Source organism: Demequina mangrovi, assembly GCF_000759715.1.
Classification (GTDB): Bacteria; Actinomycetota; Actinomycetes; order Actinomycetales; family Demequinaceae; genus Demequina; species Demequina mangrovi.
In genome coordinates this window covers 397,589-421,019 of sequence record NZ_BBLU01000001.1, presented here as the reverse complement: position 1 = coordinate 421,019, position 23,431 = coordinate 397,589, and the positions used below count along the sequence as shown (strand labels likewise).

The following is a 23,431-nucleotide window of genomic DNA, read 5'->3' as shown; positions in this document are numbered from 1 at the left end:
CCCCTCGGACACCGGGAGAAGGCCCCGACCGCAAGGTCGGGGCCTTCTGCGTTCCCCGGCGAGAGCCGCGCGCGGCGGAGTCCTCGCGGCGCGCATCGTCCCCGGTCACGCCGCTACGATGCGGGAAATGCGCCGTATCTGCAGGCGCCCCCTCACCGCCCAAGGAGCGCCGTTGACCGTCACGCACGCGAGGAGAGCGCCGCTTCCCTCCGAGTGGATCGGGATCGCCGAGGAATGGGCGGTGTCCTTCAAGGACTCGCGGAGATCCCGCCTCGGCGTGCTCGCGCTCTACCTCGCGGTCGCGGCCGCGATCGTGGTGCCGGTGGTGCTCGGACCCGGCGGCGCCATGTCCCGCATCGACGAGCCGACGCATGCCGACTACGCGTGGCGCGCGTCCCACCTCGAGATCCCGTACGCGGGCTCGATCATCGCGCCCGAGATCCGCGACATCTGGGCCTGCGTGGGGCAGGAGCGCTACGAGCTGCCCGCGTGCGGGGCCGAGGCGCAGGCCTGGGAGTTCCCGTACGAGGGGCAGCAGTACAACTTCTCGCACCCGCCGCTGTACTACCTCGTGGTCGGCCTGCCGGCGCGTGCGATCGACGCGGCGCTGCCGTCCGTCGACTTCCTGACGGCGGCGCGGCTTCCCGGAGTGCTGTGGCTGGGTCTGGGCATGTTCACGATGTTCGTGGCGCTGCGGCGCTGGCGTGTCGACCCGGCCGCGGCGATCATCGCTCCGCTGCTGCTGCCGGCGTTCCCACGCGTGCTGCACGCCGTCACCACGGTCAATCCGGATGCGGCGACGGTGGTGATCGGCGCCTCCGCGGTGTGGCTGGCGGCACGGATCTTCGTCGACGAGGACGCGGACTGGAGAATCGCTGCGCTGCTGGCCGGCGTCGCGGCCATGACGAAGACGATCGCCGCGATCCCGTTCATCGCGCTCGGCGCGCTGCTGACCTTCCGCATGCTGCGCGACTGGGCCAAGCGCCGTGAGCACGGCCGCGACGCCGCGATCGTCGGCGCGATGGCAGGAGCGATCCTGCTCCCGTACATCGCGTGGCAGGCGTGGCAGAGCGGGCGGGGCGATCCGAACTGGCAGAACCCGCTGGTAGGCCTCAACACCCGCGACGTGCTGGGGCTGCCGGGCTCGGAGTGGCTCGAGACGCTCTTCCTCGGCTTCAACCTCGCGTCGGACTACTACCTCCAGGAACCGCTCAACGTCGCGCTGATGATCTCCTGGACCCGCCTTCTCAACGTGCTGGTGATCGGCGCGATCTTCGCGGTGATCGTCGCGTGCGCGAAGGAGCCCGCGCGGCGCTCGCTCGGCTGGATGGTGCTCGCGGGCACGGTGCTCTATCCGACCGTGGTGCAGATCCAGGCGTACCTCAGCACCGCGGTGCCGCAGTACTTCCCGAACCCGACCGGACGGTACGGGCTCGCGCTCATCCCGGGCGCCGTCGCGTGCATCGTCATCGCGGCCTGGAAGGCCGGCTACCGGCGCCTCGTCTACATCCTCGCGCTCGTGGGGCTCGTGGTGCTCGGCGTGGTGATCACCAACGGCTTCCGGGTGATGTGAGGCCGCTAGCCTGGTCCGCATGACCGAGTCCGACGTCGTCCGCCTCGCGCGTGACCTCATGCGCATCGACACCTCCAACTACGGGGACGAGGACGGCCCTGGCGAGCGCGCCGCCGCCGAGTACGTCGCCGCATACCTCAGCGACCTCGGGCTCGAGCCCGTCATCCGCGAGTCGGAGCCCGGACGCGCCTCCCTCACCGCGCTGTGGGAGGGGGCCGACCGCTCGCGTCCGCCGCTCGTGCTGCACGGTCACCTCGACGTGGTGCCGGCCTTCCCGGAGGACTGGACGGTCGATCCGTTCGGCGCCGAGGTCAAGGACGGCATGATCTGGGGTCGCGGCGCCGTCGACATGAAGGGCGTCGACGCGATGTACCTCGCGGCGATCGGCCGCATGATCCGCGAGGGCGTGAAGCCCGCCCGCGACATCGTCATCGCGTTCTTCGCCGACGAGGAGCACGGCGGCCACCGCGGCGCCAAGTGGATGGTCGAGCACCACCCCGACGACTTCCGGGGCGCGACCGAGGCCGTCTCGGAGGTCGGCGGCTTCTCGATCCAGGTCGCCGGGAAGCGCGTCTACCTCTTCCAGACGGGGGAGAAGGGCATGCAGTGGCTGCGGCTCGCGGCCTCGGGCGTGCAGGGACACGGCTCGCTGGTGCACGGCGACAACGCGGTCGCCCACCTGGGCGGCGCGATGGCGCGCATCGGCGCGTACGAGTGGCCGATGGAGATCTCGCCCACATCGGAGCACCTGCTCCGGGGCGCCGCAGACCTGCTCGGCATGGAGTACGCGGACGATGCGGCGACCGTCGACCGGCTGGTGGCCGGGCTCGGCGCCGTGGGACGCATGGTCGAGGCGTCGCTGCGCAACACCTCGAACCCGACAATGCTGAGCGCCGGCTACAAGGTCAACGTCATCCCCGACACCGCCGGAGGCTTCGTCGACTCGCGCTTCCTCCATGGCCAGCAGGAGCAGGTGCTGCGGACCATCGAGGAGCTGGCCGGCACGCACGTCAAGGTCGAGCAGTACATCACCGAGCCGTCGATCGAGCTGCCCTTCGACGTGCCGCTGGTGCACAAGGCCATCGAGGCGGTCACGTTCGACGACCCGGACGCGATCGTGCTGCCGTACACGATGATGGGCGGCACCGACAACAAGCACCTCGCGAAGCTCGGCATCGCGGGCTACGGCTTCGCGCCGCTGCGGCTGCCTCCCGAGCTCGACTTCCCCGGGCTCTTCCACGGCATCGACGAGCGGGTCCCGATCGACTCGCTCGAGTTCGGCACCGATGTGATGGTGCGGTTCCTCGCCGACTGCTGAAGCGAGCGCCCCGGGCGGGGGTCGATCAGCGTGACGAGGCGGAAGCGGCGTTCGCGAGCGTCGTGGCGTCGCGGCGGATCCCGTCGACCGCCGCGCTCGTCGCCTGCAGGCGGAGCGCCCGCAGATGCTCGTCATCGTCGTCGTCGGTCGCGGGGGCGAGCCCCGCGGACGCCGCGACCTCCCACGAGCACTGCTCGTCCTCGTCGGCCACGCTCGCGGAATGCTCGCGGTAGGCCTTCTCGCGAGGGTGCCAGTCGTAGCCGTCGCGGGAGTCGAAGCGCGCGTCGCCGAGCGCGTTGACGAGCAGCGAGTAGCCCACGTCCGTGCCGTCCACCAGGTCGACGTAGCGCAGCATCCGGCCCAGCTGGTCCGTGTCGTCCACGGAGGCGGGATCGGTGAGCTTCACGAGCGTCCCCGCCGGCGCGAGCTGCTCCGCCGCCGCCAACGCCTCCTGGGCCGTCGCGCACCGACCCGACAGCTCGGGCGTGTCCAGCCCGATCAGGCGCACCCGGCCGATGCTCGTCGCCACGGTGTCGCCGTCGATCCACCGCACGATCGACGCGGTCTGCGTTGACGTCGCATGCGCCTGCACGCCCGCGCCCGCGAGGCGGTAGCCGCTGTCGCGCTCGACGTCCTCGATGTCGGCCTCGATGAGCGGGTGCACGCCCGACAGCCCGGTCGACACGTCGCGGAAGGCGGCGGCCGCGGTGGCGGGGCGCCCGTTCCCGAGGGCCCGATGGGCGTGCGCGAGGTCCTGCGCCGCGGCCTCGATCTGCGCGGCGACCTCGGCGCTGCCGGGATAGTCGTCGGCGAGCGCGGCCAGCTTCGCGGCCTGGGCCTCTCCGTCCTCGGGCGAGGCGTCGGTGTCGATCGCGAACTCCGAGAGGCGCGTCAACCACGAGTCGAAGCGCTCCAGCGCGGGCCTGTCGGCCGGCTCCAGCGCGGCGGGCGCCGCAGCCTCGTACGCGGTCGCGGAGACGCTCGGCGAGGGTGACGCGCCGGCGGAGCTCTCCGGCGTGGGCGCCGGATCGTCGCACGCGCCCATCAGCCACAAGGCGGCCAGGCCGATGCCGACGAAGCCCAGGTACCTCAGCATCACGACCCCTCATCGGCCGGCCCGTGCCGGCTCGGATATGCGGCCAACGATTCTACCGCCCGAGCGGAGCGCGCGGCGCCGCCTCCGTCGGGATGCGGGGCGCATCGTCCCGCGGCGCATCGTCCCTCGCGCGGCGCCGCGGGACAGGGGAGGAGGGGCTACGCCGCGTCGTCCGTCCGACGCACGTTCATCACGCGACGCCGGAGCCACACGCGCCTCGCCCCGCCGACGAACGCCTGCGAACGGATGAGGTCCCAGCGACCGTATTCGGCCTGCTCCGTGAGCAGCGCGCGCGCCTCCGAGCGCGTGATCTCGCTGGGGATGTCGATCACCCGCCAGTCGAACCTGCTGTCCGCGGAGCGCATGCGGCGCGTCGGGGTCACGATGTGCGTGGTGCTGCGTGCGTCGTGGTTCATCTCGCCTCCCATTCAACCTGTTCCGCAGGTAACGTCATAGCCATGGACTCGAACGCGCATGAGGCGCTGAGGCTGCTGGTCGCGGCATACGAGGAGCATCTGGCCGCGATCCTCGCGCGTCGGGGCGACGAGGACGCCTCCGTCGACGACGCGTACGACTCCCTCGCGGACGCGTTCGACCGGTACGAGGCGGTGCTCGACGTCGAGTACGGGGAGACGCTGCCGATGCTCCTCGACGACGTCGAGCTCGAGGAGCCAGACGACGGCGAGGACGATGCGCTCGACGCGCATGCGGAGGAGGACGAGGACGTCCTCGACGACGACCTCGACGACTTCCAGCTGCGCTGAGCCGCCGCAGGGCGGAGCGCGAGGCGCGCGCACGAGCATCCGGTCCGGGGGCTCGTGCGCGCCGTGATCATCGCCGCTCCGGGTATCCGAGCTCGATGGCGGAGACCTCGTCGAGAGCGTCGACGATGGCGGGTGGCAGCGTGAGCGTCGCGGCCGCTAGGGAGGGCTCGAGCTGCTCCGCGGTGCGGGCGCCCACCACCGCGGTGGCGATGAACGGCTGCGCGAGCACCCAGGCGAGGGCCGTGGCCTGTGGCGTGGCGCCCAGTCCCTCGGAGGCGATCGCGAGCGCCTCGACGATGGTGCCGGCCCGCTCGTCGAGATAGGGATCGACGAAGCCCGACAGGTGCTCGGAGGCGGCACGAGAGTCCGCGGGGATCGCGGAGCGGTACTTGCCCGTGAGCACGCCGCGGCCGAGCGGCGACCACGCCATGATGCCGAGCCCCAGCGCCGAGGCGGCGGGCGCGACCTCGCGCTCGATCCCACGCTGCAGCAGCGAGTACTCGACCTGGGTGGCGGCCAGCGACGGGCGCGTGCCGGCGAGCGTCGCGATGGCGGCGGTGGCCCAGCCGGGGAAGTTCGAGACGCCCACGTAGCGCGCGCGGCCGCTGTTGACCGCGATCTCGAGAGCGTGGAGGGTCTCGTCGAGCGGCGTGGACGCATCGTGCTGATGCACCAGCCACAGGTCGACGTGATCCGTGCCGAGGCGCGACAGCGAGGCGTCGAGGGTGTCGAGCATCGTGTCGCGCGAGGCGTCGATCACGCCGCCCTTGGCGGTGCGGCGGATGCCGGCCTTGGTGCAGATCTGCACGTCGGCGCGCGAGACGCTGCCGCCGAGGAGGCTCCCGATGAGCGCCTCCGAGCCGCCGTCGGCGTAGGACGCCGCGGTGTCGAGAAGCGTGCCGCCGGCGTCGAGGAACGCGTCGAGCTGGCCGCCGGCCTGCTCCGCGTCGGTGTCGCGGCTCCACGTCATGGTGCCGAGCGCGACGCGTGACACCTCGAGCCCTGTGGTGCCGAACCGTGCGCGCTGCATGGGGAGACGCTATCGAAGTCGCGGCGACACGCAAGGGCGCGACGCGCGGGCGCTAGTGTTGCCGCCATGGGTTGGTGGGAAGCGGTCATCCTCGGTCTGGTCCAGGGGCTCACGGAGTTCCTGCCCATCTCGTCGAGCGCGCACATCCGCGTCCTCGGCGCGCTGCTCCCGCACGGGGAGGACCCGGGCGCCGCCTTCACGGCGATCATCCAGATCGGCACCGAGGCCGCCGTGCTCGTCTACTTCTGGAAGGACATCACGCGCATCATCGCGGCGTGGTTCCGTGCGCTGTTCGACAGCGCGGCGCCCAGCTGGCGCGCCCGCACCGTCGGCGCGGACGACCCGGATGCGCGCATGGGCTGGTGGGTGATCATCGGCTCGTTCCCCATCGTGATCCTCGGCGTGCTGCTCAAGGACGTGATCGAGACCAGCCTGCGCAACCTCTACATCACGGCAGCGGTGCTCGCGATCTTCGCGGTGTTCCTCTGGATCGCGGACAAGATCGGCTCGAAGCGTCGCGACCTCGACTCGCTCACGGTCAAGGACGCGGTGCTGCTCGGCTTCGCGCAGGCGATGGCGCTCATCCCCGGCGTCTCGCGCTCGGGCGGCACCATCACCATGGGCCTGCTGCTCGGCATGACCCGCGAGGCGGCCGCACGCGTGTCCTTCCTGCTCGCGATCCCCGCGGTGCTCGGCTCCGGCTTCTTCGAGCTGATCACCGAGTGGGACACGCTCGGCGCCCCCGGCTCCGCGGGACTGGTGAACACGCTGATCGCGACCATCGTCGCCTTCGGCGTCGGCTACGCGGTCATCGTGTGGTTCCTGCGGCTCATCTCGCACCACACCTTCACGCCGTTCGTGCTCTACCGCATCGGCTTCTCGGGCGTCATCATCGGCCTGCTTGCGGGCGGCGCGCTCAGCGCGACCTGATCGACCGCCGCACACCCGCGCCGGGCGGGTCCGGGACGCTCACCATGCTTTTCTGGCGGCCTCTGCGCCGCACGGGACGCTCACCGTCGCGGTCCGCCCGGGTCCGCAGATGACGGTCCCGCACGGCACGTGGAGCGCGGAGAAGTGCAGGTGAGCGTCCCGACCGGGGGAGGGCGGGGAGGGTGGAGAAGGGACGATGCGCGGGAGGCTAGGCCTTCCCGTTCCCCAGATCCCTGCGGCGGAGGAACTTCTCGAACTCCGCCGCGATCGCCTCGCCGGACGCCTCGGGCAGGCTCGTCTCGTCCATGACGGACTCGAGCTGCTCGACGTGGGCGGCGATCTCCTCGTCGTCCTCGGTGAGCTCGTCGGCGCCGTGCTGCCACGCCTCGAGCTCCTCGGGGAGGTCGTCGAGGTCGATCGGCTCGCCCAGGAAGCGCTCGAGCTGGGACAGGATCGCGACCGTGGCCTTGGGGCTCGGCGGGTGCGCGATGTAGTGAGGCACGCCCACCCACACCGACACGACGGTGATGCCGCGCAGCGCGGCCTCGTGGCCCAGGACGCCGAGCACGCCGATCGGACCCTCGTAGTCGGAGCGCTCAAGATCGAAGGCCTCGCGGGCACGGTCGTCCTCGGTGGTGACGAACGTGGGCAGCGGGCGCGTGTGCGGGGCGTCGACCAGCAGCGCGCCGCACGTGATGAGCGTGTGGACGTCGAGGTCCTCCGCGTAGTCGAGGATCTCGCGGCAGAAGCGGCGCCAGCGCATCGACGGCTCGATGCCGCGCACGAGGGCGATCTCGCGGTCGCCGACCCACGGCCCGGTCGCGGTCGACACCACGGTCCCCGGCCACGAGATGACGCGGTCGCCGCTGCCGACGGTCTGGATGGTCGGGCGGCTCACCTGGAAGTCGTGGTACTCCTCGGGGTCGAGGGTCGCGTACTCCCGCGCCTTCCACATGCGTCCGAGGTGATCGAGCGCGGCCGAGGCCGCGGAGCCCGCGTCGTTCCATCCCTCGAAGGCCGCGATCATCACGGACTGGTCGGCGGCAAGGGAGGCAGGGTCGCTCTCGTGCATCATCCGGCCAGCCTAGACTCGGCGTATATGAATGAGAAGGCGACTCACCCGGCCGCCGTCCTGTGGGACATGGATGGCACGCTCATCGACTCCGAGCCCTACTGGATCACCGCGGAGACGGAGCTCGCGCGCAGCTTCGGCGTCGGCTGGACGCATGAGGACGGCCTTCAGCTCGTGGGCAACCCGCTGCTCGTCTCCGCTCAGGTGCTCATCGACCGGGGCGTCGACCTCGAGCCCGACGAGGTCATCACCTACCTGCTCGGGCGCGTGACCGCGCAGGTGCGCGAGCGCACGCCGTGGATGCCCGACGCGCGCCGCCTGCTCGACGACGTCGTCTCCGCCGGCATCCCGTGCGCGCTCGTGACGATGTCGTACGCGATGCTCGCCGAGGCCTTCGTGTCGCGCGCGCCCGACGCCTTCGCTGTCGTGGTGACCGGCGACCAGGTCACGCACGGCAAGCCGCACCCCGAGTCCTATCTCACCGCGGCCGAGCGCCTCGGCGTCGACATCGGGCGCTGCGTCGCGATCGAGGACTCGCCTGCGGGCATCGGCGCCGCCCACGCCTCCGGCGCGGCGACCATCGGCGTCCGTCGCCTCATCCCGGTCGAGAAGCGGCCGGGGCTGAGCCGGGTGGCCTCGCTCGACGGCATCGACGTCGACACGCTCGGCCGGCTGGTCGAGGGCGAGGTCATCGAGCAGTTCGGCGACACCGCCTGAACCCTCCCGCCTCACGCGGGACCAAGGTCCCGCATTCCCCCTCACAACTTCGCGCCGACGCCCGATAGGGCCTGCGAACCGCTTTGAGGGAAGAGGACGCAGCAATGAGGCTCATCCAGAATCAATCGATCCAGGTGCGGATCCTCGCGATCGTCGCGCTCATCACCGTCGGCATCGGCGCGCTCATCACGGCGGGCTCCGTCGCGCTCCACGACCGCATGATGGCGGAGCGCAAGGACGCCACGCAGCAGGTGGTCGAGCTGGCCGTGCAGATCGTCGACTCGTACGTCAGCGAGGCCGCGGCGGGCAACCTCACCGTCGAGAAGGCGCAGGAGCTCGCGTCCGGGAAGCTGCGCGACCTGCGCTACTCGGAGGACGACTACTTCTGGATCAACGACCAGGCGCCCGTCATGGTGATGCACCCCATCAAGCCCGAGCTCGACGGCACCGACGTCAGCGGGATCACCGACACGGACGGCACCGCGATCTTCGTCGAGTTCGTCGAGCTGGTGAACTCGCAGGGCGCGGGCTTCGTCGACTACAACTGGCCCAAGCCGGGTCAGGAGGACCCGGCCCCGAAGGTGTCGTACGTCGCCGAGGTCCCCGAGTGGGGATGGATCGTCGGCTCGGGCATCTACGTGGACGATGTCGAGGCGGCCGCGATCGCGGAGGCCACCACGCTCGCCGGCTGGGGCCTCGGGATCCTCGTGGTCGTCGCCGGCATCGCCTGGCTCGTGGGCCGGTCGATCGTGCGCGCGATCGGCTCGGCCACCGACGCGCTCGCCTCGGGCGACCTCGACACCCGCCTCGACGCGGGCCGCGGCTCGACCGAGCTCGAGCGCCTCGCGGTCGCGCTCAACGGCACGCTCGACCGCGCCTCGGCGATGGCGTCGGGCGTCCGGGAGGCCGTCGCGGAGCTCGACTCCGCCGCGACGAGCCTCGCGACCACCTCCGACGGCATGTCGCGAGACTCGCAGGGCGCGACCAGCCGGACGGCGGCCGTCACCGGCGCCGCCCAGGAGGTCAGCACCGGGATCGACACCATCGCGTCCGCCACCGGTCAGATGGGCAGCTCGATCGCCGAGATCGCGGAGAACGCGCAGCGCGTCTCCCAGATGGCGCACGAGGCCGTCGCGGTCTCGGAGGCGACCAGCCGCACGGTCATCGAGCTCGGCTCGTCGAGCGAGGAGATCGGCTCGGTGGTCAAGGTCATCACCCAGATCGCGGAGCAGACCAACCTCCTCGCGCTCAACGCCACCATCGAGGCGGCGCGCGCGGGCGAGGCCGGGGCCGGCTTCGCGGTGGTCGCGGGCGAGGTCAAGGACCTCGCGCAGGAGACCGCCCGCGCGACCGGCGGCATCTCGGACCGGGTGCAGGGCATCCAGGCCACGGTGGAGCGCGCGTCCGAGGAGATCACGCGCATCGGCGAGATCATCCGTCAGATCTCGGACTACCAGGCCACCATCGCCGGCGCCGTCGAGGAGCAGACCGCGACCACCGCCGAGATGGCGGCGAGCGCGGAGCGGGTCGCGGGCAGCAGCCGGGAGATCGCGGCGGCGCTCGACTCGGTCAACGAGTCGACGATGCGCACCACGGAGGGTCTGGCCGAGGTGAGCGCCGCGGCCGAGGCGCTGGCGTCGACGTCGCGCCGCCTCAACACCGCCGTCGCGGTGCGCGAGGCCTAGCCGCTACGCCGTCACGGGGCGCACGCCGAGCGCCCGCTCGACCGCATCGGGATCGAGCGGGCGCTCCGCGCCGCCGAACTCCGGGCAGACCTCCTGGAAGCTGCACCAGCCGCACAGCTTCGACTTGCGGGTGCGGAACCTGCCAGACTCCGCGGCCGCGGTGATCTGGTTCCAGATCTCGCGGATCTCGAACTCGATCTGCGCGATGTCGTCGCCCGAGGGTCGGATCTCGAGCCGCCCGCCGTCCTTGAGGAACAGCAGCTGGAGCAGCGCCGGCCGGCGCTGGCGAAGCCGCTCGATCACGAGCGCGTAGAAGCGCATCTGGAAGCGCTCCTTCTTCTCTCCCCAGCGCGGGTCCGGGGTCTTGCCGGTCTTGTAGTCGACGATGCGGATCGCGCCGTCGGGGGCGATGTCGATGCGGTCGACGATGCCGCGCAGCAGCGGGCCGTCCTCCAGCTGGAGCTCGATGAACTCCTCGCGCGCGGCGGGCTCGAGACGCTGCGGGTTCTCGAGGTCGAAGTACGTCGCGAGCCGCTGACGGCCCTCGGCCAGCCACGCCTGCTCGGCGGCCTCGTCCTCGTGGAGCTCCGCGAGCGCCGCATCCTTCGCGATCATCGCGCGCCACCCGGGCTCGAGGCGCGCCCGCGCGGCCTCGACGGTGCGCTCCAGCGCCGGGAGGTCGTAGAGCTGCTCGAGCACCGCGTGGACCAGCGTGCCGAGCGTCGCCGCGGGGGACGGCGGCTCCGGCAGGCGGTCCACCACGCGGTAGCGGAACATCAGCGGGCACTGCTGGAAGTCTCCCGCGCGGGACGGCGAGAGGGCGGGCGGTCGAGGCATGGGTCAACCCTAGGCCGTGCCTCCGACAGCCCCGGCGCCGTCCATGGCGCGGCCGCCCGGCGACGGCGAGGGCGGGCGAGGCGGGGCGGGCGAGGCGGGGAGGGGGAGCCGGGCCCCGCCCACTACCGTGGTCACCATGGACAGGCCCCCGCCCCGCCCGAGGACCACCCGCGGCATCTCGCTCGGACGCGTGCTCGGCGCGCGCATCGTGCTCACGCCCTCGACGCTCGTGATGGCGCTCATCCTCGCCGCGATCTACGGCATGGGCGACGACGGCTTCACCCGCCAGGGCTTCGCGCTCGGCCTCTCGGTCGCGATCCTCCTGTTCGCGTCGGTCTTCCTTCACGAGCTCGCGCACACGGCGGTGGCGCGGGCCTTCGGGCGGACGGTCGACGAGATCGTGCTCACCTTCTTCGGCGGCCACACCCAGTTCCGCGCCGAGGACCCCAAGCCCGTCGAGACCGGCGCGATCGCGGCCGCGGGCCCGCTCGCGAACGCCGTGGTCGGCGGCATCGCGATCACGGTCGCGGGCGCGGTCGACGGCACGGTGGGCGAGGTGCTCTGGTACGCGGGCCTCCTCAACTTCATCCTCGCGGCCTTCAACGCGCTGCCGGGCTCGCCGCTGGACGGCGGGCGCGTGGTCAACGCGGTCGTGTGGGGCATCTCCGGCGACCGGTGGAAGGGCCACCGCTGGGCCGCGCAGGGCGGGCGCATCGTCGCCGTCGCCGTGATCGTGGTCGCCGTCGGCTGGCCGCTGCTCCAGGGTCGCGGCATCGACCTCATCGCCGCGATCTGGGCGATGTTCCTGTTCTCCGTCATCTGGCCCGCCTCGACCGCCGAGCTCCGGGCCGCGACCGTGCTCGCGCGCCGCGACCAGCTCTCGGCGCACGGTCTGGCGGTGCCGGCCGTCGGGATCCCCTACGACGCGACGGTCGCGCAGGCGCGGGTGGTCGCGGCCTCCGCGCATGCACGCGAGGTCGTGGTGCTCGCCGCGGACGGCAAGCCCGCGGGCCACTTCCCGGTGAGCCTCACGGACGCGGTGCCCGAGGAGGCGCGCGACGCGACCACGTTGATGTCGGTGACGATGCCCGTGGTGCGCGGCGCGGTGATCCCGGCCTCCGCCACCGGCGACGGGCTGGTCTCCGCCGTGGTGCCGTGGCTCGGGCGCACCGACGTGCTCGTGGTGACCGACGACGACGGCCAGCCGGTGGGCATCGCGCGGCTGGACGACATCCGCGAGGCGCTCGGCTGACCCTCGGCGCCGCCCTCATCGGGGCCGCCGCGGCCGCGTTCGGCCTCGTCGGCGCGCCCTAGACTGGCCGCATGACCCAGACCCCCGAGCCTGTCGGCGCGTCCGAGCGCCGCGGCCCGCTCCGCGCGGGCGACCGTGTCCAGCTGACCGATCCGAAGGGCCGGCACCACACGATCGTGCTCGCCCACGGCAAGCAGTTCCACACCCATCGTGGGCTGTTCCACCACGACGACGTCATCGGCCAGCCCGAGGGCTGCGTGGTGCGCAACACCGCCGGCATCGAGTACCTGGTGCTGCGCCCGCTGCTGAGCGACTTCGTGCTGTCGATGCCGCGCGGCGCCGCCGTCGTCTACCCCAAGGACGCCGGCCAGATCATCCAGATGGCGGACATCTACCCGGGCGCCCGGGTGGTCGAGGCCGGCGTCGGCTCGGGCGCGCTCACGATGTCGCTGCTGCGCGCCGTCGGCGATTCCGGGCAGCTGGTGAGCATCGAGCGCCGCGAGGACTTCGCGGACATCGCGCGCGCCAACGTCGAGTCGCACTTCGGCGGCCCGCACCCCGCGTGGCGCCTCGAGATCGGCGACTTCGCCGACCGCGTGGGCGAGGCCTTCGAGCCCGGCACCGTGGACCGCATCGTGCTCGACATGCTCGCGCCGTGGGAGAACATCGACGCGGCGGCCGATGCGCTGGCCCCGGGCGGCGTCTTCCTCGCGTACGTCGCGACCACCACGCAGCTGTCCCGCGTCGCGGAGGACCTGCGCGAGCACGGCGGCTACACCGAGCCGCGCGCGTGGGAGACGATGGTCCGCACCTGGCACCTCGAGGGCCTCGCGGTGCGTCCCGACCACCGCATGGTGGGACACACCGGCTTCCTCATCACCGCGCGCCGCATGGCGCCCGGCGTCGACGCCCCGCTGCGTCACCGCCGTCCCGCCAAGGGCGCGTACCCGCACGAGGAGCAGTGGACGCCCGAGGACCTCGGCGAGCGCGCCGTGTCCGACAAGAAGATCCGCAAGGTGCGCCGGGACGCGAACGCCGCGGCCGAGGCCGCCCAGCACCACGACGGCGAGGAGGGCTGATGGTCGCCGAGGCCCAGGACGTCATCGCACGGCTCGAGCGTCAGAACGCCGAGCTCCAGCGGCTGCTCACGCTCGCGCGCGACCAGCTGGGGGAGATGCGCGAGAAGCTCGCGGAGGCCTCGCAGCCGCCGCAGACCTTCGCGACCTTCGTCGAGTGGTCGGGTCGGAACGCCGATGTGGTCGCCTCGGGCCGCCGCATGCGCGTCGCGGTGCTGCCCACCCTCGAGGCGGACCTCGCGCCGGGCGACGAGGTGCTCCTCAACGCCATGAGCGTGGTCGTCGACGTCGCGCGCCCCGAGCGCACCGGCCAGGCCGCCATCGTCCGCGAGGTCATCGACCAGGACCGGATCCTCGTGGTGTCCCGCGGCGAGGACGAGCGCGTGGTCACGCTCATCGGCGGCGACGCCGCGCGTCGCGTGCACGAGGGCGACACCGTCATCATCGACCCGCGCACCGGCTTCGCGTCGGAGAAGGTCGAGCGCACGGGCGTCGAGGCGCTGCTGCTCGAGGAGGTGCCCGACATCGACTACTCGTCGATCGGCGGCCTCACCCCGCAGATCGAGCGCATCCGCGACGCCATCGAGCTGCCGCTCACGCACCCCGAGCTCTACCGCGAGCACGCGCTGCGTCCGCCGCGCGGCCTGCTGCTCTACGGCCCTCCCGGCTGCGGCAAGACGCTCATCGCGAAGGCCGTGGCGCACTCGTTGGCCGAGGCCGTGGGCGCGGACCGCTCCTACTTCCTCAGCGTCAAGGGCCCCGAGCTGCTGAACAAGTACGTGGGCGAGACCGAGCGCTACATCCGCACCATCTTCGAGCGCGCCCGCGCCAAGGCGCACTCGGGCGCCCCCGTGGTGGTCTTCTTCGACGAGATGGACGCGCTGTTCCGCGCCCGCGGCTCCGGCGTGAGCTCGGACATGGAGACCACCATCGTCCCGCAGCTCCTCACCGAGCTCGACGGCGTCGAGGCGCTGGGCAACGTCATCGTCATCGGCGCCTCGAACCGCGAGGACATGATCGATCCCGCGATCCTGCGGCCCGGCCGCCTCGACGTGAAGATCGAGATCTCGCGCCCCAGCCCGGCCGCGACCGCCGACATCTTCGGCAAGTACCTCACCGCCTCGCTGCCGCTCGCGCAGGACGAGCTCGACGCTCACGGCGGCGATCGCGAGGTGACCGCGCGCGCGCTCATCGACGCCGGCGTGAGCCGCATCTTCGCGCACGCCGACGCCGACCGCCACGTCTCCGGCGCGGTGGTGCGCAACGTGGTCGACCGCGCGAAGACCGCCGCCATCAAGGGCGTCGTCGCGGGGAACGCCAAGGGCCTCACCCGCGCGCACCTCGCGCACGCCGCCGACCAGGAGCTCGCGGAGGCGCGCGCCGTCGCCGCCGGCACCCTCGCGGGGGCCTGATGCGCCTCGTCGGCATCGAGACGGAGTACGGCATCGTCGATCCGGACGAGCCCCGCGCCAACCCGATCCTCATGTCCTCGCGCCTGGTCGCGGCGTGCCGCGCGTGGGCGGGGGAGCGGACCACGCGCTGGGACTACGGCGGCGAGGACCCGCTGCAGGACCAGCGCGGCTTCCGCCGCTCGCGCATGGGCGCCTCGGCGGACCTCCTCACCGACGCGCCGGAGTTCGACGAGTCCGAGGGCAAGGTGACGCTGCGGCGTCGCCGCGGCTCGTGGGAGGACCCCGCGCACCTCAACGCGGTGCTGGCGAACGGCGCCCGCTTCTACGTCGACCACGCCCACCCGGAGCACAGCGGCCCCGAGGTCACGAGCGCGCACGATGCCGTGGTGTGGGACCGCGCGGGCGACGCGATCGCGCTCGCCGCGGCGGCGAGGTACGCCGACGAGGAGGGCTCGCGGGTCGAGCTCTACAAGAACAACGTCGACGGCAAGGGCGCGAGCTACGGCACGCACGAGAACTTCCTCGTGAGCCGCGGCACGGACTTCGAGGACCTCGCGCGACGGCTGACGCCGCACCTGGTCACCCGGCAGGTCTTCGCCGGCGCGGGGCGCGTGGGGCTCGGGCAGTTCGGCGAGGAGCCGGGCTTCCAGCTGTCCCAGCGCGCCGACTACATGGAGGCCGAGGTGGGCCTCGAGACCACCCTTCGGCGGCCCATCGTCAACACCCGCGACGAGCCCCACGCGACCCGCGACAAGTACCGGCGCCTCCACGTCATCATCGGCGACGCGAACCTGTTCGACGTCGCGACCTATCTCAAGATGGGCACCACCGCGCTGGTGCTGTCCGCGATCGAGGCCGACGACGAGCGCCTCGACGCGCTCGCGCTCGCGCACCCCGTCGAGGCGGTCCAGACGGTCAGCCGCGATCTCACGCTGCGCGCGCGCCTCGAGATCGCCGACGGCGACTCCGCCAGCGCCCTCGAGATCCAGCGCGCGCTGCTCGAGATCTGCCGCTCGTACGTCACCGACGCGGGCGAGGCCGCCGTGATCGCCCGCTGGGAGGGCGTCCTCGAGCGGCTCGCGACGGACCTCTTCAGCGCCGCGCGCGAGGTCGAGTGGGTCGCGAAGCTGCAGCTGCTCGGGCGCATGCGCGCTCGTCATGTCTCGCCCGGGACGCCGGACGGCCTGCCGTGGGACGATGCGCGGCTCGCCGCCATGGACCTGCAGTGGAGCCGTCTGGGTGACGGGCTCGCGACCCGCCTCGCGGCGGCGGGGCAGATGGAGCGGATCGCCACCGAGGAGGCGGTGGCGGCGGCCGTCGCGACGGCCCCGCAGGACACCCGCGCGCGGCTGCGCGGCGGCATCGTCGCGGCTCGACCGGACGTGGTCGACGCCGCCGGCTGGTCGACCGTGGTGCTCGACCGCGAGACCGATCATGGCCACCTCGAGGTGATCCACCTCGACGAGCCGATGGCGGCGCGTCACCCCCTCCTCGACCACCTCATCGGCGGATAGACTCGCGATCATGGCCCAGCTCAACGCGCAAGGACAGCCCTACGAGGACGAGACGCCCGAGCCCGACGCCCCGGCGCCCGCTGCGGCGGCGCAGGAGAGCGGCGACGCGCTCGACGACCTCCTCGCGGAGATCGACGGCTCGCTGCAGGTCAACGCGGAGCAGTTCGTCCGGTCCTTCGTGCAGAAGGGCGGACAGTAGGCCCGAGGCCTGCGCGCCCATGATCCCGACCGACATCCCGCCGCCTCTCGACGTCGACCCCGCCCGCCGCATCTTCGGGCTCGAGACCGAGTTCGGCCTGCACCTCGACTCCGCCGACTCGCGCGCTGTCACGCCCGAGGAGGTCGCCGGCCACCTGTTCCACTCCGTGGTGCAGTGGGGCCGCTCGTCCAACGTGTTCCTTCCCAACGCGTCCCGCCTCTACATCGACGTGGGCGCGCACCCCGAGTACGCGACCGCCGAGTGCGACTCGCTCACCGACCTCATCGCGATGGACAAGGCCGGCGAGCGCATCGTCCAGGACCTCGTCGCCGGCGGCGAGGAGCGGCTGCGCGCCGCGGGCGTCGACGGGCAGATCCACCTCTACAAGAACAACACCGACTCGGCAGGCAACAGCTACGGCTGCCACGAGAACTACCTGGTGCGCCGCCGCGCCGACTTCAAGGCCTTCGCCTCGGCGCTGCTGCCGTTCCTGGTGACCCGGCAGATCGTCACCGGCGCGGGCTGCATCACGCGCACGCCGCAGGGCGCGCACTACAGCTTCTCGCCCCGCGCGGACCACATGTGGGAGGGGCTCAGCTCCGCGACCACGCGCTCGCGCCCCATGATCAACACGCGCGACGAGCCGCACGCCAACGCCGAGCTCTACCGCCGCATGCACGTCATCGTGGGCGACTCGACCATGGCCGAGCCGACCACGCTGCTCAAGATGGGCGCCACCGACCTGGTCCTGCGCATCATGGAGGCGCGCGCGGTGCTGCCCGAGCTCACGCTCGCGCGCGAGATGCAGGCCATCCGCGACGTCGCTCACGACCTCACGGGGCAGGCGACCGTCGAGCTCGCGGACGGCCGCCGGCTCACCGCCGTCGAGGTCCAGCAGACGTACATCGACCTGGTGCGCTCGCACCTGGGCGGCGTCATCGAGCGCACCGCCGAGGTCGACGCGATCCTCGACCTGTGGCAGCGCGGCGTCGACGCGGTCCGCACGCAGGACCTCTCCGGCGTCGAGACCGAGCTCGACTGGGCGATCAAGTATCGTCTCATCACCCGCTATCAGGAGCGCCTGGGCTGCGCGCTCGACGATGCGCGGCTGGCACGCCTCGAGCTCGCCTTCCACGACGTCTCGCCCGAGCGCGGCCTCGTCGCGAAGCTGCAGGCGCAGGGTCTGGTGAAGCGCATCGTCCCCGAGGAGGCGATCGTGCGCGCGATGACCACGGCGCCGGAGACGACGCGGGCCCGCCTGCGCGGCGCCTTCGTCACGCGTGCGCTCGAGAGCGGCCACGACTTCACGGTCGACTGGGTCCACCTGAAGATCGCCGGATCCTCCGGCACGACGGTCCTGCTCAAGGACCCGTTCCGGTCCGAGGACGCCCGCGTCGACGCGCTGCTCGACGCGCTGGCGCAGTCCTGACCGGCCGTAGACTCGACTGGTCCCGAATGGAGATCTCACTCATGCGTCGTCTTGTCGTGCTTGCGCTCGCCCTCGTGCCCCTGGCCCTGGGCGGCTGCAGCGCGTCCACGTCGAGCGCCGAGCCCAGCGCGTCGACCATCGGCGACATCTCCGACATCGTCATCGGCGGCTCGGACACGCTCGCCCCCTCGCTCGAGTTCACGCCCGGGCTCGAGTACACCTCCGAGCAGTCGGAGCTGGTGTGGGACGGCGAGGGCGAGCACCTCGAGGACGGCCAGCCGCTGCTGCTCGACATCTACGGCGCCTCGCTGGTCGACGGGACCACGCTCATCAACACGTACGACGGCCTGCCGCGGTCCTTCGTGCTCGCGCCCGAGGTCGTGGGGGAGGAGCTCTACGAGCGCCTGCTCGCGGTGCGCGTCGGCGCGCGCCTGCTCGTGGTCGCGCCGCCGTCGCTCGCGGCCGAGTCGGAGCCCCCGATCGCGATGGTGGTCGACGTGCTGCCGGACCACGCGGTGGGCAACGAGATCGACGCCGGGCCCGCGTTCCCGACCGTGACCCGCGACAGGCTCACGGGCGAGCCGTCGGTGGAGATCCCGAAGGGCGACCCGCCGGCCGACCTGCAGGTCGCGACGCTCGTCCAGGGCTCGGGCGCGCAGGTGAAGGACGGCTCCTACCTCACGGTCAACTACTCCGCGTGGTATTGGTCGAAGGGTGAGGACGAGGACGGCTCCTGGGTCAAGGGCGACGTCTTCGACTCGTCGTGGCCCGTCAGCACCGCGCCGTTCGAGCTCCAGATCGGCTCGGGTCAGGTGATCCGAGGCCTCGACGAGGGGCTGCTCGACCAGACGGCCGGCTCCCAGGTCCTGCTCGTGGTGCCCGCGAGCTACGGCTACGCCGCGAAGGGCACGCTCGTCTTCGTCGTCGACATCCTCGATGTCTGGAACCCGGAAGGAAGTGCCTGATGGGCGTCGCTGTCCGCCTGATCCCCTGCCTCGATGTCGATGCGGGCCGCGTGGTCAAGGGCGTGAACTTCGAGAACCTGCGCGACGCGGGCGACCCCGTCGAGCTCGCCGCGACCTACGGCGCCGCGGGTGCTGACGAGGTGACGTTCCTCGACGTCACCGCCTCGGTGGACGGCCGCGACACCACCTACGACGTGGTGGGCCGCACCGCGGACACCGTGTTCGTCCCGCTCACCGTGGGCGGCGGCGTGCGCGCGCCCGAGGACGTGGACCGGCTGCTGCGCGCGGGCGCGGACAAGGTGGGCGTCAACACGGCGGCGATCGAGCGCCCCGAGCTCATCTCCGAGATCGCGCATCGCTTCGGCTCGCAGGTGCTGGTGCTGTCGGTCGACGCGCGTCGCTGCGGTCCCGACACCGTCACTGACTCCGGCTACGAGGTCACCACGCACGGGGGCAAGAAGGGCACCGGCATCGACGCCGTCGAGTGGGCGCGCCGCGGCGCGGAGCTCGGCGCGGGGGAGATCCTCCTCAACTCGATGGACGCGGACGGCACCACCGACGGCTTCGACCTCGAGATGATCCGCGCGGTCCGCGCGGTCGTCGACGTCCCGCTCATCGCCTCGGGCGGCGCGGGCACGGTCCAGCACTTCGTCGAGGCCGCGCAGGCGGGGGCCGATGCGGTGCTCGCGGCGTCGGTGTTCCACTTCGGCACGCTCACGATCCAGGAGGTCAAGGACGCGATGCGAGAGGCAGGGATCGAGGTCCGATGACATCGCGCGACCAGGCGCGCCGGTACGAGATCTCCGGCCGCTTCTCGAAGAAGGCTGCCCAGCTGCTCGCCCACGCGGTGCGCGAGCAGCCGTGGCAGTTCGCCATCGCCGTCGCCGCCGCGGCGGCCTTCAGCCTGCTCACCGTCACCTTCGGCACGCTGCTGGGCGACATCACCGACGAGGTGGTGATCCCCGGCGTCGCGGGCGAGCCGATCCAGGGCTTCTGGGGCGAGCGCACCCAGGACCCGACGGTCGCGATCTGGATCGCGGGGGCCGCGTTCCTGCTCATCGGCGTCGCCAACGCGATCCTCGTGGGCCTGCGCCGCATGGTGCAGGGCTTCGGCGTCGCGGGGGTGGGCGCCAAGCACCGCCGGGTGGTGGCCGATGCGCTGGCGTCGCTGCCGCTCGGCTGGCACCGCGCGAACCCGTCGGGCCGCATGCTGTCCGCGATGTCCTCCGACTCGGAGACCGCGACGTCGCCGCTGCACCCCTTCGCCTTCACGGTGGGCTCGTTCGTCATGATGATCGCCGCGGGCATCAGCATGTGGCGCATGGACCCGTGGCTCGCCGTCACCGGCCTCGCCGTGGTGCCGGTGATCTTCGCGATCAACGTGGTCTACGAGAAGGTCATCACCCCGCGCTGGGACCTCGGTCAGAGCCTGCGCGCCGACGTGTCGACCATCGCGCACGAGTCCTTCGAGGGCGGCACCGTGGTGAAGGCGCTCGGCGCCGAGGACCGCGAGACGCAGCGCTTCGCGAAGGCGGCCAACGACCTGCGCGACGCCGACACCCGCGTGGGCCACACCTCCGCGTGGTTCGAGCCGATGATGGACGTCATCGTGCCGCTCGGCGCGGTGTCCCTCATGGTCGTCGGCTCGTTCCGCGCCGCCGCGGGTGCCGTGTCCGTGGGCGACGTCGTGTCCTCGATCTACCTCGTCACGCTCATGGCCGTCCCGATCCGCGGCCTCGGCTGGGTGCTCGGGCAGATGCCGCAGGCCCTCGTGGCCTTCGGCCGCATCGGATCGATCGCGAAGGCCGCGACCGAGATCGACGAGCCGGGCCACCTCGAGATCTCGCGCGACGGCGCGGGCGAGGTGCGCTTCGACAAGGCGTCGATCGGCGCCGACGACGGCGACGGCGAGCTCGCGATCATCCTGCGCGACGTGTCGCTCGAGCTGCGCCCGGGCACCGTGACGGCGCTCGTGGGCTCGACCGGCTCCGGCAAGTCGACGGTCGCCCTGGCGGCCGCGCGTCTCGCGCGCCCGTCGGACGGCACCGTCACGCTCGACGGCGCGGATCTCGAGGAGATCGCGCGTCTCGGCACGCACGTCGCGCTGGTCCCGCAGACCGCCTTCGTGTTCGCGGGCACCGTGCGTGACAACGTCACGCTGGGCGAGGACCACACCGACGAGAAGGTGTGGGACGCGCTGCGGCGCGCCAACGTGCTCGACGTGGTGGAGAAGCTCGCGCGCGACGGCAGGGACGGCCTCGACGCCGTGCTGGCCGAGCGGGGCATGAACCTCTCGGGCGGACAGCGTCAGCGCCTCGCGCTGGCCCGCTCCCTGGTGCGCGACCCGCGCGTGCTGGTGCTCGACGACGCGACCAGCGCCGTGGACCCGCGCGTCGAGCGCGAGATCCTCACCGGCCTGGCCGGTGACGACGGCCCGACCGTCCTGGTGATCGCGTACCGGCTCGCGTCGATCATGCTGGCCGACCACATCGTCCACGTCGATCGCGGCGAGGTGGTGGACGCCGGCACGCACGCCGAGCTCATCGGCCGTGACGCGGGCTACCGCGAGCTGGTGCTCGCATACGAGGAGGACTCGCGCCGTCAGGCCGAGGAGCAGGCGGGGTACGTGGGATGACCGACGAGATGACGATGCGCCACCTGTTCCGGCGCGGGCTCGAGCTGAGCCCCGAGTTCCGCAAGGGGCTCGGCATCACGCTGACCCTGGCGGCCCTCGCGGCGACCGGTCGCGCGGTGTCGCCCTTCCTCACGCAGCGCGTCACCGACCTGGGCCTGCTCGCGCCCGGCGGCGTCGACACCGACGTGGTGGTCGCGTACGCGAGCGGGGGAGCGGTGATCCTGCTGATCTCCGCCGTGCTCGCGTGGCGCGTGCGCATGCGCATGGTCTCCGCCGCCGAGGCGGGCCTCGCGACGTTGCGCATCCGCGCGTTCGGCAAGGTGCACGAGCTCTCGGTGCTCACGCAGAACGAGGAGCAGCGCGGCCGCTACGTGTCGCGCGTCACGGGCGACGTCGAGACGATGCGCGACCTCATGCAGTGGACCGGCGCGGCGATGATCATCGCCGCGATGGAGTCCGGCGTGGTGTTCCTGGTGATGCTCGCGTACTCGTGGCAGCTGTCGCTGCTGGTGCTGCTCGCCTTCATCCCGATGGTGATGTCGCTGCTGTGGATCCAGCCGCGCGTCCGGGCGGCGTTCACCACCGTCCGCTCGCGCATGGCCGACCTGCTGGGCAAGACCTCGGAGCAGCTCGTGGGCATCTCGACCATCCGCGCGTACGGCGTGCAGCAGCGGATGCGCGACCAGCTGGGCGATGAGATCGACGACATCCTCAAGGCTGAGAAGCGCGCCTCCGCGCTCGCCTCGCTCAACTTCTCCTCGACGGTGCTGGGCCAGTCGCTCGCGACGGGCATCGCGCTCATCGGCGGCACGCACCTCGCGCTGCGCGGGGACATCACGGTCGGCACCGTGGTGGCCTTCGCCTTCCTCGTCTACATGTTCTCGGGTCCGCTCATGTGGATCATCGAGATGCTCGCGGAGATGCAGCGCGCGATCGTCGGCTGGCGCCGCGTGGTCGAGCTGGTCGACGAGGAGGTCACCATCGCCGACCCGGCCGAGGACGGCACGCCCATCCCGCACGGCCGTGGCGACCTGGCGATGGAGGGCATCCGGCTCACCTATCCGGGCGGCCCCGAGGTGCTCAAGGGCGTCGACCTCGACCTTCCCGCGGGCAAGCGCCTCGCGCTCGTGGGCCAGACCGGCTCGGGCAAGACCTCGCTCGCGCGCCTCATGTCGCGCTTCTTCGACCCGTCCGAGGGGACGGTGCGCGTCGGCGGCGTCGACGTGCGCGACGTGCCGATGTCCTCGCTGCGCCGCTCGGTCGCGGTGGTGCCGCAGGAGGGCTTCCTCTTCGACGGCTCGGTGCTGACGAATCTCGCGTACGCGCTGCCGAAGGCCTCGCCCGACGAGGTGGAGGCGCGCGCGCATGCGGCCTTCGAGTCGCTCGGGCTCGAGGGCTGGGTCAAGACCCTGCCCCACGGCCTCGACACGCATGTGGGCCCGCGCGGCGAGCTGCTGTCCGCCGGCGAGCGCCAGCTCGTGTCGATCGCGCGGGCGTACCTGCGCGACCCGGACCTGCTCATCCTGGACGAGGCGACCTCGGCCGTGGACCCCGCGACGGAGGTGCGGATCTCCCGCGCGCTCGAGTCGCTCATGCAGGGCCGCACCGCCGTGGTGATCGCGCACCGGCTGTCGACCGCCGAGCGTGCGGACCTCGTGGGCGTGATGGAGCAGGGCGAGCTCGTGGAGCTGGGTCACCACGACCAGCTGGTCAAGGCCGGCGGCATCTACTCGGGTCTCCACGCCGCGTGGGTGGCGCAGACCCGGGACTGACGTCCCTCGCCCCGTGCGCCCCTCGGCGCAAGCCCTCGTGAGGTTGCTCACGCCGGGGTGCGAAACGCGCACGAAGTGCGTGTCATCCGAGGGTCCTGGTGGTTTGATGTCCGTCAGGACCCCCTGGGGTCCGTGCTGAGGGATCTGAGGGAAGG

General features: G+C 72.2%; 21 protein-coding genes. 16 read left to right on the top strand and 5 right to left on the bottom strand.

Going from position 1 to position 23,431, the window contains the following annotated elements; genetic code table 11:
* Positions 1-172 precede the first annotated feature (172 nt).
* Together TR42_RS01850 and TR42_RS01845 are read left to right on the top strand one after the other, a co-directional pair.
* Positions 173-1,573, top strand: coding sequence for an ArnT family glycosyltransferase (locus tag TR42_RS01850; protein WP_042212435.1), 1,401 nt, complete (start codon positions 173-175; stop codon positions 1,571-1,573).
* Positions 1,574-1,592: 19 nt separating this feature from the next.
* Positions 1,593-2,891, top strand: coding sequence for a M20/M25/M40 family metallo-hydrolase (locus tag TR42_RS01845; protein ID WP_042212434.1), 1,299 nt, complete (start codon positions 1,593-1,595; stop codon positions 2,889-2,891).
* A gap of 25 nt (positions 2,892-2,916) precedes the next feature.
* On the opposite strand, the gene TR42_RS13990 is transcribed toward TR42_RS01845, so the two are convergent.
* On the bottom strand, positions 2,917-3,987 hold the full coding sequence (locus TR42_RS13990; RefSeq protein ID WP_052405498.1) for a thermonuclease family protein: 1,071 nt from the start codon (positions 3,985-3,987) through the stop codon (positions 2,917-2,919).
* A 158-nt stretch (positions 3,988-4,145) separates the two neighbouring features.
* A complete protein-coding gene (locus TR42_RS01835) occupies positions 4,146-4,403 on the bottom strand; it encodes a DUF5703 family protein (RefSeq protein WP_236623293.1) in 258 nt (85 codons plus the stop codon).
* A gap of 42 nt (positions 4,404-4,445) precedes the next feature.
* On the opposite strand from TR42_RS01835, the gene TR42_RS01830 reads away from it, so the two are divergent.
* The gene (locus TR42_RS01830) at positions 4,446-4,751 is read left to right on the top strand and encodes a hypothetical protein (protein ID WP_042212432.1); all 306 of its coding nucleotides are present in this window, start codon (positions 4,446-4,448) and stop codon (positions 4,749-4,751) included.
* A 67-nt stretch (positions 4,752-4,818) separates the two neighbouring features.
* Here TR42_RS01830 and TR42_RS01825 read toward each other — a convergent pair whose 3' ends face one another.
* Positions 4,819-5,781, bottom strand: a complete 963-nt coding sequence (locus TR42_RS01825; RefSeq protein WP_042212430.1) for an aldo/keto reductase — start codon at positions 5,779-5,781, stop codon at positions 4,819-4,821.
* Positions 5,782-5,847: 66 nt separating this feature from the next.
* Between TR42_RS01825 and TR42_RS01820 the strand changes: the two genes are divergently transcribed.
* A complete protein-coding gene (locus TR42_RS01820) occupies positions 5,848-6,711 on the top strand; it encodes an undecaprenyl-diphosphate phosphatase (protein ID WP_042212428.1) in 864 nt (287 codons plus the stop codon).
* Positions 6,712-6,919: 208 nt separating this feature from the next.
* Here the strand turns inward: TR42_RS01820 and TR42_RS01815 are convergent, their stop codons facing one another.
* On the bottom strand, positions 6,920-7,786 hold the full coding sequence (locus TR42_RS01815) for a PAC2 family protein (RefSeq protein ID WP_236623292.1): 867 nt from the start codon (positions 7,784-7,786) through the stop codon (positions 6,920-6,922).
* A gap of 24 nt (positions 7,787-7,810) precedes the next feature.
* Between TR42_RS01815 and TR42_RS01810 the strand changes: the two genes are divergently transcribed.
* On the top strand, positions 7,811-8,500 hold the full coding sequence (locus TR42_RS01810) for an HAD family hydrolase (protein ID WP_042212427.1): 690 nt from the start codon (positions 7,811-7,813) through the stop codon (positions 8,498-8,500).
* 104 nt (positions 8,501-8,604) lie between these two features.
* Positions 8,605-10,185, top strand: coding sequence for a methyl-accepting chemotaxis protein (locus TR42_RS01805; RefSeq protein WP_042212425.1), 1,581 nt, complete (start codon positions 8,605-8,607; stop codon positions 10,183-10,185).
* Between the two features lie 3 nt (positions 10,186-10,188).
* Here TR42_RS01805 and TR42_RS01800 read toward each other — a convergent pair whose 3' ends face one another.
* Entirely contained in the window at positions 10,189-11,022 is an 834-nt protein-coding gene (locus TR42_RS01800; RefSeq protein ID WP_042212423.1) for a RecB family exonuclease, read from the bottom strand.
* Between the two features lie 136 nt (positions 11,023-11,158).
* On the opposite strand from TR42_RS01800, the gene TR42_RS01795 reads away from it, so the two are divergent.
* The 10 genes from TR42_RS01795 (at position 11,159) to TR42_RS01750 (ending at position 23,276) form a co-directional block, all read left to right on the top strand.
* Complete coding sequence (locus TR42_RS01795; RefSeq protein WP_042212421.1) at positions 11,159-12,274, top strand: site-2 protease family protein; 1,116 nt, start codon at positions 11,159-11,161, stop codon at positions 12,272-12,274.
* A gap of 71 nt (positions 12,275-12,345) precedes the next feature.
* Positions 12,346-13,353 (top strand): tRNA (adenine-N1)-methyltransferase, encoded by a 1,008-nt coding sequence (locus TR42_RS01790; protein ID WP_042212419.1) that lies wholly within the window; start codon positions 12,346-12,348, stop codon positions 13,351-13,353.
* A complete protein-coding gene (gene arc / locus TR42_RS01785; RefSeq protein ID WP_052405497.1) occupies positions 13,353-14,762 on the top strand; it encodes a proteasome ATPase in 1,410 nt (469 codons plus the stop codon). The genes TR42_RS01790 and arc overlap by 1 nt, the downstream gene beginning before the upstream one ends.
* Positions 14,762-16,276, top strand: a complete 1,515-nt coding sequence (gene dop, locus TR42_RS01780) for a depupylase/deamidase Dop (RefSeq protein ID WP_042212417.1) — start codon at positions 14,762-14,764, stop codon at positions 16,274-16,276. Before arc ends, dop begins: the two co-directional genes overlap by 1 nt.
* A gap of 10 nt (positions 16,277-16,286) precedes the next feature.
* Positions 16,287-16,475: a ubiquitin-like protein Pup gene (locus tag TR42_RS01775; protein ID WP_042212415.1), complete on the top strand. Its 189-nt coding sequence runs from the start codon at positions 16,287-16,289 to the stop codon at positions 16,473-16,475.
* Between the two features lie 19 nt (positions 16,476-16,494).
* Positions 16,495-17,904 (top strand): Pup--protein ligase, encoded by a 1,410-nt coding sequence (gene pafA, locus TR42_RS01770; protein WP_042212413.1) that lies wholly within the window; start codon positions 16,495-16,497, stop codon positions 17,902-17,904.
* Between the two features lie 41 nt (positions 17,905-17,945).
* Positions 17,946-18,869, top strand: a complete 924-nt coding sequence (locus TR42_RS01765; RefSeq protein WP_161786606.1) for an FKBP-type peptidyl-prolyl cis-trans isomerase — start codon at positions 17,946-17,948, stop codon at positions 18,867-18,869.
* Positions 18,869-19,639 carry an imidazole glycerol phosphate synthase subunit HisF gene (gene hisF / locus TR42_RS01760; protein WP_042212412.1) on the top strand — a complete coding sequence of 257 codons (771 nt, stop codon included), beginning with the start codon at positions 18,869-18,871 and terminating at the stop codon, positions 19,637-19,639. Before TR42_RS01765 ends, hisF begins: the two co-directional genes overlap by 1 nt.
* On the top strand, positions 19,636-21,504 hold the full coding sequence (locus TR42_RS01755) for an ABC transporter ATP-binding protein (RefSeq protein WP_042212410.1): 1,869 nt from the start codon (positions 19,636-19,638) through the stop codon (positions 21,502-21,504). Before hisF ends, TR42_RS01755 begins: the two co-directional genes overlap by 4 nt.
* Entirely contained in the window at positions 21,501-23,276 is a 1,776-nt protein-coding gene (locus TR42_RS01750) for an ABC transporter ATP-binding protein (protein WP_042212408.1), read from the top strand. Before TR42_RS01755 ends, TR42_RS01750 begins: the two co-directional genes overlap by 4 nt.
* Positions 23,277-23,431 lie beyond the last annotated feature (155 nt).

Coding starts and splice junctions, on each gene's coding strand:
- TR42_RS01810 (WP_042212427.1), top strand. CDS start 7,811: ATGAATGAGAAGGCGACTCACCCGGCCGCCGTCCTGTGGGACATGGAT.
- TR42_RS01835 (WP_236623293.1), bottom strand. CDS start 4,403: ATGAACCACGACGCACGCAGCACCACGCACATCGTGACCCCGACGCGC.
- hisF (WP_042212412.1), top strand. CDS start 18,869: ATGGGCGTCGCTGTCCGCCTGATCCCCTGCCTCGATGTCGATGCGGGC.
- dop (WP_042212417.1), top strand. CDS start 14,762: ATGCGCCTCGTCGGCATCGAGACGGAGTACGGCATCGTCGATCCGGAC.
- arc (WP_052405497.1), top strand. CDS start 13,353: ATGGTCGCCGAGGCCCAGGACGTCATCGCACGGCTCGAGCGTCAGAAC.
- TR42_RS13990 (WP_052405498.1), bottom strand. CDS start 3,987: ATGCTGAGGTACCTGGGCTTCGTCGGCATCGGCCTGGCCGCCTTGTGG.
- TR42_RS01820 (WP_042212428.1), top strand. CDS start 5,848: ATGGGTTGGTGGGAAGCGGTCATCCTCGGTCTGGTCCAGGGGCTCACG.
- TR42_RS01825 (WP_042212430.1), bottom strand. CDS start 5,781: ATGCAGCGCGCACGGTTCGGCACCACAGGGCTCGAGGTGTCACGCGTC.
- TR42_RS01790 (WP_042212419.1), top strand. CDS start 12,346: ATGACCCAGACCCCCGAGCCTGTCGGCGCGTCCGAGCGCCGCGGCCCG.
- TR42_RS01765 (WP_161786606.1), top strand. CDS start 17,946: ATGCGTCGTCTTGTCGTGCTTGCGCTCGCCCTCGTGCCCCTGGCCCTG.
- TR42_RS01795 (WP_042212421.1), top strand. CDS start 11,159: ATGGACAGGCCCCCGCCCCGCCCGAGGACCACCCGCGGCATCTCGCTC.
- TR42_RS01800 (WP_042212423.1), bottom strand. CDS start 11,022: ATGCCTCGACCGCCCGCCCTCTCGCCGTCCCGCGCGGGAGACTTCCAG.
- TR42_RS01830 (WP_042212432.1), top strand. CDS start 4,446: ATGGACTCGAACGCGCATGAGGCGCTGAGGCTGCTGGTCGCGGCATAC.
- TR42_RS01805 (WP_042212425.1), top strand. CDS start 8,605: ATGAGGCTCATCCAGAATCAATCGATCCAGGTGCGGATCCTCGCGATC.
- TR42_RS01845 (WP_042212434.1), top strand. CDS start 1,593: ATGACCGAGTCCGACGTCGTCCGCCTCGCGCGTGACCTCATGCGCATC.
- TR42_RS01815 (WP_236623292.1), bottom strand. CDS start 7,786: ATGATGCACGAGAGCGACCCTGCCTCCCTTGCCGCCGACCAGTCCGTG.
- TR42_RS01775 (WP_042212415.1), top strand. CDS start 16,287: ATGGCCCAGCTCAACGCGCAAGGACAGCCCTACGAGGACGAGACGCCC.
- pafA (WP_042212413.1), top strand. CDS start 16,495: ATGATCCCGACCGACATCCCGCCGCCTCTCGACGTCGACCCCGCCCGC.
- TR42_RS01750 (WP_042212408.1), top strand. CDS start 21,501: ATGACCGACGAGATGACGATGCGCCACCTGTTCCGGCGCGGGCTCGAG.
- TR42_RS01755 (WP_042212410.1), top strand. CDS start 19,636: ATGACATCGCGCGACCAGGCGCGCCGGTACGAGATCTCCGGCCGCTTC.